Below are 14,219 nucleotides of genomic sequence, written 5' to 3'. Positions count from 1 at the left end.
CTGACTTTGGTAGACGAATACCGGGGTGGGAGTGCACGATTGCGGGTATGGCTTGCGATAGCGCCCGCAGCACTCCCGCCGATACCGATCCGAAAACCCACCGGCGCGCAGTGCGTTTCTTTTGGGTGGTGTTGATAGGAGCAAGCGCGGCCTCGATCGCTGGCAACGCGTTACACGCGATCGTGCAGGCCGATCACGTCGCCCCGGCGCTGGCGGCCGCGGTGGCCACGGCCCCACCTCTGGTATTGCTCGGGTCCACGGAAGGGCTCTCGCTGCTCATCAAGGTGCACCGCCGGCCCACCTTGACGTTCTGGGCGGCGGTGATCATGACGCTGTTACTGGGGGCCGGTGCGTTTCGCCTGTCATTTGATGCGTTGTGCAGCTTGGCTATCCGGTGCGGTATCCGCCCAAGCTTGGCATGGTTGTGGCCGCTGATCATTGACGTCACGACCGCGCAGGCCACCGTTGCGCTGGTAGCCCTGACCCGGCTCCTACACAGCCGCGCCGAGGCGCCGCCGGCCCTCGTCGAGGAGGACGTCCCGGTGTCCCTGTCGGCGACACCTCTGCCAGTCGCTGGGTCCTCAGCAGGTGAGCGTGATAGGGCCATGGTGGCGGTCGAGCCGGACCGGTCGCTGTCATCGGTTCCAAGAGTGGACGCCGCTGTGCCCCCGCGAGAGCGTCATGAACACGCCGTACGCACAGTGATGGCATCGAAAAGAACCAAGCAGCCTGCAGAAATCATTGACGCTGTGCTGCGCCGCCACGCTGACGGGCAAAAGCCGGGTGAAATCTCAGAGGAACTCAAGCTGCACCACACAACGGTGAACCGGATACTGGCGACGGCGCTCCACTCGGCAGCGGCGGTGTAAACCCGAAGCTTCCGCCGCAGTGACCTACGTCCGGCGATCGCGAATGTCGCTGCTTTGATAGACGTTCGCGGCCAGTGGCGCCCATGATGACGTAGTGGTCAACGAACCGTACACCCCGTACTGCGGCCTCACCTACAATCGCCAAAACGTTGCCGTGCGTGCGGAGACAGCACCTCACATTCTGGTAAGCGCACCAACACGTACGGGTAAAACACGCAGGATTTTGGCCCCGGCGGCGCTCGTGCATCCTGGGCCGGAAGTTTTGGTGTCGTCGAAACCCGACCTGGCAGAGCTTGTTCTAACACGACGCAATATCGGGATTACCGGTGTGATTGATCTGCGGCCTGAGCACACTGAGGTATGGCCGGCCGGGGTTAGGCGTATGGTCACCGACCCGACCCGCACGATCGCCAGCGCCCATGAAGCACTGACCGTTGCTGAGACCATGCTCGCGACCTCGGGCGTGGGTTTCAGTGGCGCATCGGGCGGCAACGCTGTTGCTGCGGGCGGGCTTTGGGAAAGTCAGGCCGCACCGCCGTTGGCATGCCTGCTGTACGCGGCCAGCCCGCAGGGCAACAGTTTGGGAATGCCCTGGGTGCTCGATGCCGTGCAGGATTTCGGTATCGACGAAACCGGCGGCGACCAACCCATCCCCGAGCTCGGACGCCCGTCGTGGCTGACCGCTTACGGGCTTTGCGAACAACCGAAACTCGCGGCCCCGCTGTATTCTGTTATCGCCGGGATGGATTCCCGGCTGCGTGACAGCATCAAGATCACGGTGTCCAAGGCCGTAACACCGTGGCTGCGCTTGGGTTTGAGCGCCGACGAGGGAGCACCGTACTTGAGCGCGGTCGAACGTGTCGCTGTGGAGTCATTCGACGTCCACATGCTTGATGAGCCGGACGCCACATTGTTTGTGATCGCCCCGAACACCGGCTCGGTCGCCGGAGCCGCGGTGGCTCTGATCGATTCCATCGTGCGTCATTTCCGCCGCAAGATGGCCAATCATCAACTGACGCATCCGCTGCTGCTGGAACTCGACGAGGTATGTAACTCATGTCCGTTGCCGGATCTGTTGACCTACGTGGGGGAGTCAGCGGGACTGGGTGTCAACATCTTGGCGACGGTGCAGGCGTCGGCGCATTTCGACGTTGTATTTGGGTCCAAGTACGCTGAAGCGCTGCGGGAGATGTTTCCGGGCACGCTGATCATGTATGGAGCTCACGAGCGCCATTTGCTCGAACAGGCCTCACATTGGCTGGGAGAGACAACCCGACGTACCGAAGCCTATGAGCCCACAGGGGGGAGTCGGGGCCAATCGTCGCAATTCGGCCAGGCGATCGGTTGGCAGGAACTGCTTCCCCAAAGCCGGGAAGAAGCCCAGCTGTTGCAGCGCGGCACGGCTGGCGAGCGAGTTCATATTCCAGACTGGACCGAGTTCCTGGCTCTGTTCGACCAGGCGGTTCAGCGGCGAATCAAAAAGGCGCAGTGGGGTTGACGGGCGGTTGCCGCGACGGGCGCAATCTATGACTGACGCATTGGTCTCGGTGCTCGCGTCCAGCTTCCCAAGTGCGACCGCTGGGCAGCTCCGGGTAGCTGCACCGTGTAATCTGCCTGTGCTGCAACTAATTTGCTGTCGACGCGATCAAGCGTTTCTCGACGCTGGCCGTGTCCGCAGTAGCACTCCAGCTGCGGACCTACCGACGAATGTTGCCCTCACATGACCCTGGGTCCTGACGCGTGTTTTTCACGATATCGCTTGCGTCTGAGGCGATTTGACGCAGGATCTTCAAGAACAGCACTTGCCCGGCCGAGGTGTTGAGATACCACGGCGGATCGCTGAGCATGGCAATGATCTGTTGCCGCATCGCCTCGAGCGACTGCGAACCCGGCGGCGTGTCACAAACCTGGCCAGCTCGCTCGAGCGCGGCTAACACCCGATGCACAACTGCGTCTACGGTCGTACCCCGATCCATACCTTGAACCGTATCTGTGCCGCCACCCCCCGCTCACACCCCAATTTTTGCAAAGCGGTGTAGGCATCAGCGCGCCAGAGTTGGCCCCGAGCAGCGAACTCAGTTCGCGAATAGCTGCATCGAGGTTGACCGGGAGCTGACCGTGTCGAGGTGCTGGTTGGTGGAGCCGAACAGGACGCTGATTGCGCAAATGAGACACCAGATGGAGATCGCTGCGATGACCGCAGTCCCGCCAAGGATGGGGACCCAGTGGATAGGTGGTGGGGTTCGCCGGCGCGCGTGCAGGGATGGCGGTATGCGGCGGGCGGAGCCCGGTTCGGGGAGTGGATCTAAGACGGTGGTGATGGGCAGCGTCGGCCCGAGAATGAGGTCGTCGTCAACCTCGACAGCTTGGGGTGTCAGTGGCCACCAGTCGCTGGATCCTTCCACGGCTAGCCAGCCTTCGAGGACCCCGCAGACGGCTGCGGTGAGCAGGGTTGCGGGCAGTTGTGTTAGAAGCCAGGGGATGATCAGCTCGCCCCAGAGACTAGGGGAGGGGTTATAGAACGGCAAGGGCAGCGCTGCGAGCGCGGCGCCCCAGAGCAGTGCCGGTATCGGGTAAGCGCGGAGCCGCTCGGGGATGAGCGTGACGATTAGTCCGTAGGCGAGTTTGCCGGCCAACCAGCCCAGCGGCGCGATGGCCGCACAGGTTAGCACCAGTGCGACTTCAAATGATCCGCTGGCTGAGGTGGCGGAGCGCATCGGTAGTGGCAGGGCGACGACGTCGTCGTGTGGGTCGGGTCGGGCACCAACATGGCTGCGTGTGCGAGCGCGAATCTTTTTGGCGAGCAGCTCGGCGCGACGCTTTTGGAAGACAAATATCCCAGCGTGTGCGGCTATCCATGCTCGGCGTTGGTCGTCGAAAATGTCAGCGGGCATGCTCGGCCGGGTCCCGGCTTGTCAGGAGTTCGGTGAGCAGCTGACGGGCGTCGGCCAAGATTGAGTGGCATTGCTCGACGAGGCCTTCGACGGCGTGCAAAACGGTGTGTACGTGGGTGTCTTGGGGCGGTGGTGTGGCTGGGACCCCGCCGTCAAGGATCGCCCTTGACGACCCGTGGGCCCACCCGAGCGCCTCATCGAGTCGGGCCAGCGTGGCCAGCGACATGGTGCGTGAGCCGTTACTGGATTTGTGCAGTGTCGAGCGGTTGGGTCCGCCGCGGCGGGCCAGTTCGACACGGGACATGTGCAGGACCGCCAGCCGTTCAGAGACGAAGTAGTCGAGTCGCGCTGGCCCATCATTAGGTGCAATCACGCCCACAAAACTACCTAAACGCAACCATTATCGTCTAACCATGTGGACAACCTTGCCTATTACCGCTTACGGTTGCGTGCATAGGCGCCCACCCGATTTAGCGGCGCCGAGACGACGAAGGGACACCGCGATGAAGGGGCTTGTGGCGACGGCCGCAGTGCTGATGACAGTCATCGCCGCGATCGTGTTGGCGATCGTCGAACTGCTCATCAAACTCGCTCCGTTGCTGGTCGCGGCGGCGTGCTTGTGGGGAGCGGCCAAGCTAATAGGCGCACACCGCGCCCGAGGGGCGGCCGACGAGGAGCGTCTTAAGCAGGACTGGAGCCGGACCGCTCCCCAAGGCCCACCGCAGGCGGCGCCATCCACACCGCTGCCGCCGGTAATTGCTCATCGCGAACGCATGTATGTGGTGCGCGGTGAGGACACCGGCTTGGCCTCTGACCGCGACGACGGCTATGTCAAGGTTTCGGCGACGGCATTGCCGCGTGTGCAGCGTTTGCCGGCCACCTACCATCACCGGCGCAAATTCACGCCGCGCCGGGCTAGCGGGCACCGTTCGGGGCGGCGGCGGCCGTGAGCTCGGTTTCTGATCAGCAATGGCTGCGTCAGATTGGGGTGAATCTCGACGCCGATGCAGAACACGACCAAGACACCCTCGACAGCGGCGCGGCCGGGGAGTCAGCCGACGAGCATCCCGATGATGATGGCGCGATCAGCGACAACGACGCCGCACCCTTCGGCGAGGATCAAAGTGCCGACGCCTTTGCGGGTGCGTTCGTTTCCGACGGCGACGACCACACCGACTCGGCAGAAAACGAAAGCCCCGGTGCCGACGCTGATTTAGATCACGAGGCGGAGCGGCGTACGCGCCGATTTACGCCGTGGGTACTCGGCGCGTTCGCTGGCGTCGTGTTGTTGGCAACGGTGATAACCACGCTGGGCGTCACACTCTCAGGTCCCGACAACCCTTCGCCGAGTCTGCGCCAGCACGCAGTCAAATCGGGCCCCGCACCGACAATGGCGGCAGCACCAGCGCCGACTCCTGCTGATGGCGGCGATCACCCACTGCCGTTTACCGCCTCAGCCGACTGCCCGGCGGGCGCCTCAACTTCGGCGAAATCGATTGCCGATCCCGACAAGCCATCGCCGTGGATCTGCGTGCGGCATACGGATGGACAACCGCTCTATATCACGCTCGGGCCCGCCGGAATCGAACGCGCTTACGTGATCACGGCGGTCAGTATCGTGCCGGGGGATACTGCTGCGGCCCAGGGGTCCGGCGGTGACCCATGGCTACAGCATCGGGTGGTCACGTTGCTGCAGTGGCAGTTCAATGACACTGCGCACACGGTCGTCGACCAGGACACCGGCAATGCTCACGGCGAAGCGGTCAAACTGATTCCCGGGATCAGCGCCTCAAAAATCACTGTGATCATTCGGCACACCAGCCGTCCGGTCGCAGCCCCCCAGCCCAGCGTGTCGGCCCCAGACGGCGGACCGTTCGGCGGAATCCTGGGTGGGCCCACCCCGGCCACCGGCCCGGAACCGACCAACGGGCCTGACCCGACCGGCTTTGGGTCGGGACACGACACCGATCCCAGTGATGGAACCTTCGCGGTGTCGAGCATCAAAGTCATTGGGCACCAGGCGACATGAGGACGATGTGGTGAGAATCAGCAACGTATGGAAGAAGCGCATCACGGTGCTGGGCCACAGCGCCGGCCGGGTCGCTCTTGTGATTCTTGTGGCCAGTTCGTCCATCAACGGTATCGCCCTGCTGTGGGGGTTTGTCTTTCCCCCTGAACCAGCACCAGTGGCGGCGGTGGCCCGCGACGTGATCAACGAGACCGATCCCGTGAAGGCTTTCGCCGTGAATTGCGTGAAAGGGCTACTTGTCGGAACCACCTCGGGTGCTTCGAATTTGACACGCTGCTTTCCCGGGGGACAAAAGTACGAGTTGCCCACGACATCGTCGATGACGGTGTCGAACCCGGCGGCGTGGGCATCTAAGCGCAAGACCTCTTCCAACGACATCGTGCTCTATAGCGTGAAGGTTCAAATCGACGAACTGCCCTACCCGTCGGCGCCGCCGACGACGGCTTTCTACCAGCTGCCGGTGGCGGTATACCGGGATATGGGCATTCAGGCTCTTGATCGGATCAGCAGAGTCGATATGCCGCCTCCGGGAGCCTATGTGCCGCTGGGCTATTCAGCACCAATCGCTGCCAACAGCCCACTTTTTACGATGCTGTCTGGGTTTGCGACGTCGTTTTTAACCACCTCGGGTGGACTGGAACGGTTTATCACCACCGACTCGGGCATCACAGCCGTAGGGTCGTACTCCTCGGCCACAGTGACTGCTGCTCAGGCCGACAACACTCCACCCGATGCTCCCTCCGATAACAACGAATTAGCCACGCACATCGATGTTTCGGCGCGCCGATCCGATTACACCCTCGTATCGCTGTCTTATTCCCTGACGCTGCGTTCGGTGGGCGGCACCTGGTTTGTTGCCCAGATCGACGCGATCCCGCTGTTGGCTGACGCGACACCGACACCGGTGCCCACCACGGCGGTAGCACCGCACTGACCATCACTCACGTTGAGAGAAAGAGGGATTGATCATGATTAGACAGCTAACATTACAGACGTTGGCTACCCACACGACAAATGTGGCTGCCGGGGCCGGCGTGATCAACATGAGCCACGAAGTGCTTTACATCATCGTCGCAGTCGGCGGCACATACTTCCTGGGCAGCGGCATCGTGCGCGGTATGAGAGACCATTGGAAGCGCGGCACCGGTGCCGGATTGTCGGCAATCGCCGGCGGGGTGGCTCTTGCAGTTGTCGTAGCCCACATCGTCGGGCTGTATCAGCGCGGTAACCAGGAATTTGAGCACCTGCCCGGCAGCGTTGGCCACTCCAATACCCGCGGATGGTGACCACCGGCCCAGTTGCCCCACCACGGCCCGTCGACAAGGCCGAAGCGTGGTCGGGCATCCGCGACATCGACATCCAGATCGGGGAAGCCGCTCCCGGGCAGGAATGGCCCGGCGGGCCCTACCGCGGGGTGGAATGGGTGGCCATTGCCGCGATCGCGGGTCCCACGCTGCTATGGGTCGACAGCCAGCCCGCCGGAACCACGCTTCCGGTCCTCGCCGGCGGGGTGGTGCTCTGTGTGGTGACCGTTGGGCTGATGCGGCTACTTTTGCCCAAGGGACGTCCATCTCTTTCAGCACGTCTCGTTTTTGCCCGCAACACTATTCGGCCACCTCACCTGATCACCTCGCAGCCTCGTGCCGCTGAGAGGAAGCTGCGTGTTGACTCCAGTTTTGACCCTCCTGAACGTGTCGAGGACAATCTGGTCTTCACCGGCGGAGGCGTCTATGCCGAATTCTTGATCGATGGTTTGTCGGTCAATATGCGCTCGCTTGACGTCCACCGGCGAGCCGCCAGGCTGACGCGGAACTTGGGGCGCTACCTGCCCTCAGGCTCGCAAGTGCGCGGGTTGCTGGTCGCCGAGGACCAAAACGCCATCATGCGGGCAATGGTGGGTCCGCACACCAACAAGTCGACATGGATTGGGCAGTGCAAGCACTGGGTCCCAACTATCGCCCAAGCGAACAAGTGGATCACCAAGGGATATCGCGGTCCCGTGCGCCCACGGTTTTGGCTAACGGTGCCAGTCGATGCTGGCACCGCGGGACGCACACCGCTCGGACAGGGCAGGCGGGCTTGGGACTGGGTCAGCGGGCGTGACAAAGACTCAAGCACATCGATTCAGCACTACGCCAGTGTTGCCCGCCAGATCTGTGGTGCCCTACCTGATGAGTTTCACGTTCGCGCGGCTAGTCCAGCGCAAATCCATTGGTATCGGCGACATCGCGCCATGCTCGGCGTCATCCATGAGCCGATGCCAGCGGCCAGCACGGGGCCGTCCTCACTGAGCGCTCACGATTTCCCTACCATCGCTTTCGATGAAGGCGACAACGCCGGGCGGCCATGGTGGCGACCCAGTTTCAAAGCCTTGGTTCGCGTCTATGATCCCCACGAGCCCACCTGCAGATCGAGCTACCAGTCGTTTTTGACCGTCGAGCACTTCCCGGAGACAGGCCTGGCCTTTCCACGCGCTTCGTATCTGAATGCGCTGCTCAACGTGAACACCCAGGCCAGTATTGAGTGGACCCAACATATTTACATTCGCACACCCCAGGATGCGCAAGCCCGCAATTTCCGCTACACCAAAAACATCAAAGACCAGATGCGTCAGCGTGGTCACCGCGGAGCTGAAAACGACGAATTGCCAAGGAAGCTAGCGCGCACGCGGGCCTACACATCGCATCTGAACGGCAATCCCGCCGAACGCGAGCTTGACCACACGGTGATGATTGCGGTCGGTGCCGACTCACCGCGGGTCTTGGAGGATGCGGTCAAACAGGTCCGCCAGGAGCTTGACACAGTCGGCATCGCTGTCAAACGCCACCGTGGCGCCCAGGCGTTGCTGTGGAAGGCATTCAATACCGGAAGTGAAAACACCTGCCCGCTCGATGAATTTCGCAATCCCACCAGCGCACATAAGTGGTCGCTGTTCTTGCCGCTGATTTCGGGCCGCGTGGGCAACGTCAAGGGCAGTGCGCTGGCCATCGACCAGACCACGATGCGACCGGCGATCATCCTTCACGATCCCGAGGGAACTGCGCGCCGAAACAAGAACACCGGGCTGGCCGTCGTCGGCGATCCCGGCGGCGGGAAGTCCAACCGCACCAAACTCTCGGCGTATGAACTGATCCTGCGTGGCGGACGCGTTGTGGTGTTCGAGCCAGACACAATCGCTGAATGGAAGCAGGCCCTCACACCCATCGAGGGTGTACGGTTCATCGACCCGACAACGCCGCAGTACTTGTATGACCCGCTGGTGATCTTCCCAGCGCACCTGGCAGGGCGCATCGCGGCCTCGCACATCCTGCCCTGGATTGGGCTGTCTTATGACAGCCTGCTTGCCAAGCGTTACCGACGTTTGGTGCGACCGGAAACCCGGGCCAGGCAAGGGATTACGAGCCACCGCACACTGCTGGACTATCTGCGTTCACAGCCGGACGCCGACAACGACGAGTTGCTGCTGCGCTTAGAAACAGCCCAGGAGGATTTTCCCGGGCTTTTCGATGACCACTTGCCGCCCTACCGGCCAGAAGACTCCCCGGCCACGGTCTACCTGACCGGCAACCTGGGCTTGCCCAGCACCGAGGATCTCACCAACGCCGATCTCTACGCGAAACTGTCGGGGACCCAGCGCGCCGGAATGGCTATCTATGGCCTGCTCATTGAGCTAGAGCAGCGATACATGTTCGACCGCCTCGACGTATTCGACGTCATGATCTTCGAGGAGTGCGCCGAACTGCTTGCCTTTCCCACCACGGCACGCATTGCGCACAAATTCACTCGGCGGGGCCGTAAGCACGCGAGTGGAATCTGGTTCATCACACAGGATTTCAGGGACCTTGCCCGCATGGGGGATGAGTTTGTCACACAAAAATGGATCTTTCGTGTTCAAGACCCTGAACTGGCCTACGCGACACTGAAGTGGGCGCGCATCGACCCAGAAATGTATCCAGAGCTTGTCAGCGCACTAAGCGAGGACACCAGTCCTGGCTCCACCGCTGATGAAGACGTGTTCTCTGATCGCGGGGAATGGGGCGGCTACGCCACCGAGGCCGGGGCGGTCGATCGTGCCCGACTCGGCGAGGGATTCTTAGTCGACGAACTTGGACGTCCCGCACGCGTTCAATTTTTCGGCGCGCCAACCGAAGAGCAGGCACGCGCATTCGATAGCACCGCATCGGTGATCGCATGACTGCCAGCGATTCCCTCGCAGTCTGGCTAGTTGAGCACCCACGGTTGCGCCGCGTGATCGGCGCGATGACAGGTGTCTACGTGCTGTGTCTGTGGGCGGTGGTGGCCGCACCTAAAGCCTCGGCGGCGGTGGGTGCCGCTGCTCTGGGGTGGACGGGACTGCATGACTTGGACAACGTGCCGATCGCTGACTACTTCCTCTCGATGGTCGATACCACCGAAGCCACCTTCAACAACGGCCAACACGTCAGCGCGTTCGATCCCGAATCGTGGGGGTCGTGGATCGTCAAAGCCACCCAAACCGCGATCGCGCATACCACCGCAGCCTGGTGGCTGACCAATGAAGCTGCTCTTGTCGTATTCGCTATCGGGATTGCGCTGTGGCTTCTGCGATTTGCAATGTCGAGCTCGTGGCTCTTGGCCCTCGTTCAAATCGGGCGCCCCGTTTTCGCTACAGTGAACATGCTCGTCAACCAGATGTGGCTGGGGCCATTGGCGGTCGCGGTTTGTGTGGTGTTGGCGGGGTATCACCAACAGCGAGGGCGGCCGGCCCAGGCCCGCAATCTGCTAGGCACCGCCGCGGTGCTAGCTGCATTGGTGTGGACGGTCTTTCGTGACCCCATTGACGATCTAGTCAGCGATCACGGCCTGCTGGGCATGGGTCGAGCGACAGGCTTTCAGATCGCCCAGGACGCCCGCCAGAGTTCGTACGCTCCGGGCCAGTCATTGGATACCCAGCTCGACGCCCTGCTGGCGCAGCTGGTGTCTTCGACGGCGCGACCAGCTCTACAGTTACAGAACTTCGGCATGGTCGTTGATGATGTGGGCACCTGCCGCCAGGCCTGGTCCCAGGCCATCTTGGCCGCGCATAGCCAAGGTCCTGGACCGGCGCACGCGATGGCCGGATGCGGTGCTCCCCAAGCCTTGGCGCACGCTCAACAATTGGGGGCCAACGACTTTGTGCTGGGGCTGGTGTTCTTGTTCGCCGCGTTTTGGATCGGCCTGTTCATCTGGTACGTCGGGGTGAGCACGTTGCTGGTCGGTGCCAAAGCCACCTACTACTGCATCGTGGTGGTTCCCGCGGCGATGGTCGGCATGAGCGGTTGGCAGCGCGGCAAGAAATACGCGGTGCGCTGCGTCTCGCAGGTGTTGTTGCATGGCGTCGAGATGATGATCTTCACTGTCTTTTTGGCGTTGAGTGCGGTCGGGATGGGGTGGGCGCTCACCACGCCGCAACTGGGGCATGGCGCCACCGCGGTCCCGCGCCTGTTGTTGGTGAGCCTGGGTTCGGTCGTAGGCATCTTCTTGTTCCATTACATCGACAAGCATTTCTACACAGACAGTTTGGGCACGATCGCCCACCACATCACTGGGGCGTGGTGCTCCACAAGCGGCGCTGTGCGCGATGAGTACAACGATTACGCCGAGGCGGGACGCAAAGCGCGCGGGCTGTTTCGACGGGTCGCGCGACGCGGCGATAGCGATGGCGCCGGCGACGATGACGGTTCTAACGGCGACGCCGACACCTCAACGCCGGGGTTCGATGCGGTCAAACCTCGGCCCAGCCGGATGCGCGGTGAGGAGGAGACCACGGCGACCCGGACGACCGGGGCCACCACCACCCGGATGGCAGCAGAAAAGGCCGGGGCGAGCGAGGCCGCGGCGACCGCAGGTGGACATGCCGCGGCTGCGGCAGCAGAGGGGGCCGGCGCCACAGCGGCAGAAGGCGCCGCCGCGGCCGCCGCGCCAGAGGTGGTGATTCCCGCCGTCATCACCGAAAAGACCGTCCAGCACATCCGCGGACACCACCACCGCAACGGCTCAGACCCCGGGTCCCAACAAGGCGTCCCGGACAGCGACACCAGCCCGCACCTGGCGGCGTCCAATGCCCTCAGCAACGGCCAGCCAGGGGAACCAGATCAAGGCGAGGTGGCGCCGATGGCCGGCTCAGATGGGCTGCCATCGCTACCGAGCCATCCGCGCCGCCCGGCCCAGGGCGTGGGTCGCCACCAGGCGCCCCCGTCGGCAACCCCTGATGAGGACCCCGGCCTGCCGCTAGATACATCATCTGAGCAGCAGCGATCGTTCGAGCTGTCTGAGTCGCCCGTAGAATTTCCGTCACCACCTCGACCACGAGCAAGGGACTATCACCAGTGAGTGCCCGTGACTATTTCGACATCGGGATTAGCCGCCTGGGCTTCGGTGGGCCCGTGGCCGATCACGCGGGAGCGCGCGAAGCCTTCACGCAGGCCACCGACATGGATCCCGGCATGTGCGACGCGTGGATGGGGTTGGCGGTTGCTGGCGACGTCAGCCTTAACACCATGCGCGGCGCATATGATGCGCTATCGACTTTGCATCGCGAAACGCGTCGGATTGGCCTGGCAGATTCTGCGCTAGCGCCAACCGTGTCTACGCCATTCCTCATTGACCTTTACCCGCACACTCCGACCGGGATCACCATCGCCTACGCGGCGACACTTGTTAGCCAAGGCGACTACGACCAGGCCGAAAAGATCCTCGACGGGGTTGACCTCACCGTCGAGCCCGCGCAAGCGCAGATACACCGGTTCATCGGGGCCACAATGTTTTTCCTGACGCGCCGCTGGCCAGACTTGTTGACGTGGACCTCGCAGGCCTCGTCGAGCAGCGGTGGAATCGTGGAGGCCGCCACACGGCTGCTCAAAGGAATCGCCCAAACCGGGCTGGGACAGTTCGAGGCGGCGCTGGCCACATTGACATCCGTCGTGACGCAGGCCGACCAGGCCAAGCTCGACCAGAGCGGCATCGATACCTCGCACCTGCTGGCCGAGGCGGCCGTATATCGCGGCTTGTGCCACCGCGCGTTGGGGGACGAGGCCGCCGCCCGCAAAGAGTTCAGCGCAGCCAGCGTAGACGGTCAACTGCGCCCGGACGCCGCCGCCGCGCTCGATGACCCCGGCTACGGCGTCACCGTCACGACCCCAGACGTGATTGCCGCCCGGTCCAATCGGTGGGACCCGGATTCTGGACCGAGCGTGGCCGACCTGCGCAGAGCCCGGCAACGCAAGGAAGCCGTACGTGTGCTGGAGCGCGCCGAACGCGAACTCGACGAATTCATTGGGCTCCGCCGCGTCAAAGAGCATGTCAAGGAACTCAAGTTCGTCAAGGTCTACGACCAGAAGATGGCCGAGCGCGGCGTCCAGATCGGTGAGCGCGACACCTTGCACATGACTCTGGTCGGCCCGCCGGGGACCGCGAAAACCTCGATAGCACGGCTGATTTGCGAGATGTATTTCGGCCTGGGCATCCTCGAATCGCCAGAATTCATCGAAGTCTCCCGCAAGGATCTTGTCGACGAGCACATCGGTGGCACCGAGAAGAAAACATCAGCGATCTTGCAAGCTGCCAAAGGCTGTGCACTGTTCATCGACGAGGCACCCGAACTCTACAAACCGGATAATGAGCGCGATTTCGGCCACATCGCCGTTGACGTCATCATGAAGTGGGCAGAAGACCATCGCCACGACACAATGATCGCCATGGCTGGCTACGCCAGCCCAATGAACCGGCTTTTGAGCGCTAACCCGGGACTGCGGTCACGGTTCCCGTTCCAGCTCGAATTCACCTCCTGCGACACCGACGACCTGGTACGGATCGCTGAGCTGTTCGCAGCGCGGTTCCATGTGGCCATCGAACCCTCCGCTCTTTCGCGCTTCAGCAGCAACGCTGAGTGGCTATGCAACACGCCAAGTACACGCCCCGGTGAACCACACATGCTCATCGATGTCGCCGCCAACGGCCGGTTCGCCCGAACCGTCATTGAACAAGCCCTGCGCAAAGCCAAAGCCCGCATCGCAGCGGACCCGACGGTGGACTTGCTCACCGCCGACCTGAGCAGCATTAGCACAATCACGCTGGCAGACATGGACGCTGCCCTCACCGACGTCCTGGCGGCCTTTGAGCTCGTCACGCCCTAAGCCCATCGTGGGCGCTGAAATGCGGATCGTTGTAGGCCACACTGATGCTGGGGATGCTGTCCAGGTGGACGTGGGTCAGCATGGCCTCGTGGTGGTCGCCGGCCGTGAGCTCGTCGGTGCGACGTTCATCGACTACCTCGCACTTGTGTCGGCTGCCAGGTGAAAGGGACCACTTCAGAGCTGGTTTTGCCATGAGCATGGGACCACCTGTTTGCCATTGATGGGACCACCTGACTGGCTGTTTTGCCAGTTATGGGACCACCCCGGCGTGGCG

Annotated in this window: 13 protein-coding genes; 9 read left to right on the top strand and 4 right to left on the bottom strand. The window is 62.7% G+C overall.

Going from position 1 to position 14,219, the window contains the following annotated elements; translation table 11 throughout:
* The first annotated feature begins 47 nt into the window (after positions 1-47).
* Positions 48-869, top strand: coding sequence for a DUF2637 domain-containing protein (locus I2456_RS24460; RefSeq protein WP_080691135.1), 822 nt, complete (start codon positions 48-50; stop codon positions 867-869).
* A 94-nt stretch (positions 870-963) separates the two neighbouring features.
* Complete coding sequence (locus tag I2456_RS24455; RefSeq protein WP_040624275.1) at positions 964-2,367, top strand: type IV secretory system conjugative DNA transfer family protein; 1,404 nt, start codon at positions 964-966, stop codon at positions 2,365-2,367.
* A gap of 199 nt (positions 2,368-2,566) precedes the next feature.
* Here I2456_RS24455 and I2456_RS24450 read toward each other — a convergent pair whose 3' ends face one another.
* The 3 genes from I2456_RS24450 to I2456_RS24440 all read right to left on the bottom strand — a co-directional run bounded on the left by I2456_RS24450 (position 2,567) and on the right by I2456_RS24440 (position 4,136).
* On the bottom strand, positions 2,567-2,806 hold the full coding sequence (locus I2456_RS24450; RefSeq protein WP_040624276.1) for a hypothetical protein: 240 nt from the start codon (positions 2,804-2,806) through the stop codon (positions 2,567-2,569).
* Between the two features lie 138 nt (positions 2,807-2,944).
* Positions 2,945-3,763 carry a hypothetical protein gene (locus I2456_RS24445; protein WP_007172163.1) on the bottom strand — a complete coding sequence of 273 codons (819 nt, stop codon included), beginning with the start codon at positions 3,761-3,763 and terminating at the stop codon, positions 2,945-2,947.
* The gene (locus I2456_RS24440) at positions 3,753-4,136 is read right to left on the bottom strand and encodes a helix-turn-helix domain-containing protein (protein WP_073877511.1); all 384 of its coding nucleotides are present in this window, start codon (positions 4,134-4,136) and stop codon (positions 3,753-3,755) included. The genes I2456_RS24445 and I2456_RS24440 overlap by 11 nt, the downstream gene beginning before the upstream one ends.
* Before the next feature lie 130 nt (positions 4,137-4,266).
* Between I2456_RS24440 and I2456_RS24435 the strand changes: the two genes are divergently transcribed.
* Genes I2456_RS24435 through I2456_RS24405 form a run of 7 tightly spaced genes read left to right on the top strand, consistent with a single transcriptional unit; the run spans position 4,267 to position 13,945 of the window.
* Positions 4,267-4,713 carry a hypothetical protein gene (locus tag I2456_RS24435; RefSeq protein ID WP_007172165.1) on the top strand — a complete coding sequence of 149 codons (447 nt, stop codon included), beginning with the start codon at positions 4,267-4,269 and terminating at the stop codon, positions 4,711-4,713.
* Positions 4,710-5,792 carry a hypothetical protein gene (locus tag I2456_RS24430; protein WP_046182038.1) on the top strand — a complete coding sequence of 361 codons (1,083 nt, stop codon included), beginning with the start codon at positions 4,710-4,712 and terminating at the stop codon, positions 5,790-5,792. Before I2456_RS24435 ends, I2456_RS24430 begins: the two co-directional genes overlap by 4 nt.
* A gap of 10 nt (positions 5,793-5,802) precedes the next feature.
* Positions 5,803-6,726, top strand: coding sequence for a conjugal transfer protein (locus I2456_RS24425; RefSeq protein ID WP_073877513.1), 924 nt, complete (start codon positions 5,803-5,805; stop codon positions 6,724-6,726).
* A 34-nt stretch (positions 6,727-6,760) separates the two neighbouring features.
* On the top strand, positions 6,761-7,078 hold the full coding sequence (locus I2456_RS24420; protein WP_234796476.1) for a hypothetical protein: 318 nt from the start codon (positions 6,761-6,763) through the stop codon (positions 7,076-7,078).
* Entirely contained in the window at positions 7,072-9,987 is a 2,916-nt protein-coding gene (locus I2456_RS24415; RefSeq protein ID WP_225325408.1) for an ATP-binding protein, read from the top strand. The genes I2456_RS24420 and I2456_RS24415 overlap by 7 nt, the downstream gene beginning before the upstream one ends.
* Complete coding sequence (locus tag I2456_RS24410) at positions 9,984-12,143, top strand: hypothetical protein (RefSeq protein ID WP_007172171.1); 2,160 nt, start codon at positions 9,984-9,986, stop codon at positions 12,141-12,143. The genes I2456_RS24415 and I2456_RS24410 overlap by 4 nt, the downstream gene beginning before the upstream one ends.
* On the top strand, positions 12,140-13,945 hold the full coding sequence (locus I2456_RS24405) for an AAA family ATPase (RefSeq protein WP_007172172.1): 1,806 nt from the start codon (positions 12,140-12,142) through the stop codon (positions 13,943-13,945). The genes I2456_RS24410 and I2456_RS24405 overlap by 4 nt, the downstream gene beginning before the upstream one ends.
* On the opposite strand, the gene I2456_RS24400 is transcribed toward I2456_RS24405, so the two are convergent.
* Positions 13,935-14,138, bottom strand: a complete 204-nt coding sequence (locus I2456_RS24400) for a hypothetical protein (RefSeq protein ID WP_131727272.1) — start codon at positions 14,136-14,138, stop codon at positions 13,935-13,937. The genes I2456_RS24405 and I2456_RS24400 overlap by 11 nt on opposite strands.
* Positions 14,139-14,219 lie beyond the last annotated feature (81 nt).

The sequence above is a fragment of the Mycobacterium kubicae genome, assembly GCF_015689175.1.
Classification (GTDB): domain Bacteria; phylum Actinomycetota; class Actinomycetes; order Mycobacteriales; family Mycobacteriaceae; genus Mycobacterium; species Mycobacterium kubicae.
The sequence above is the reverse complement of the archived record's forward strand: the minus strand, read 5'-3'. Positions and strand labels throughout refer to the sequence as shown.

What these genes read in the sequence shown, in the direction of transcription:
- I2456_RS24435 (WP_007172165.1), top strand. Translation starts at nt 4,267, where the DNA reads ATGAAGGGGCTTGTGGCGACGGCCGCAGTGCTGATGACAGTCATCGCC.
- I2456_RS24410 (WP_007172171.1), top strand. Translation starts at nt 9,984, where the DNA reads ATGACTGCCAGCGATTCCCTCGCAGTCTGGCTAGTTGAGCACCCACGG.
- I2456_RS24445 (WP_007172163.1), bottom strand. Translation starts at nt 3,763, where the DNA reads ATGCCCGCTGACATTTTCGACGACCAACGCCGAGCATGGATAGCCGCA.
- I2456_RS24400 (WP_131727272.1), bottom strand. Translation starts at nt 14,138, where the DNA reads ATGGCAAAACCAGCTCTGAAGTGGTCCCTTTCACCTGGCAGCCGACAC.
- I2456_RS24420 (WP_234796476.1), top strand. Translation starts at nt 6,761, where the DNA reads ATGATTAGACAGCTAACATTACAGACGTTGGCTACCCACACGACAAAT.
- I2456_RS24415 (WP_225325408.1), top strand. Translation starts at nt 7,072, where the DNA reads ATGGTGACCACCGGCCCAGTTGCCCCACCACGGCCCGTCGACAAGGCC.
- I2456_RS24460 (WP_080691135.1), top strand. Translation starts at nt 48, where the DNA reads ATGGCTTGCGATAGCGCCCGCAGCACTCCCGCCGATACCGATCCGAAA.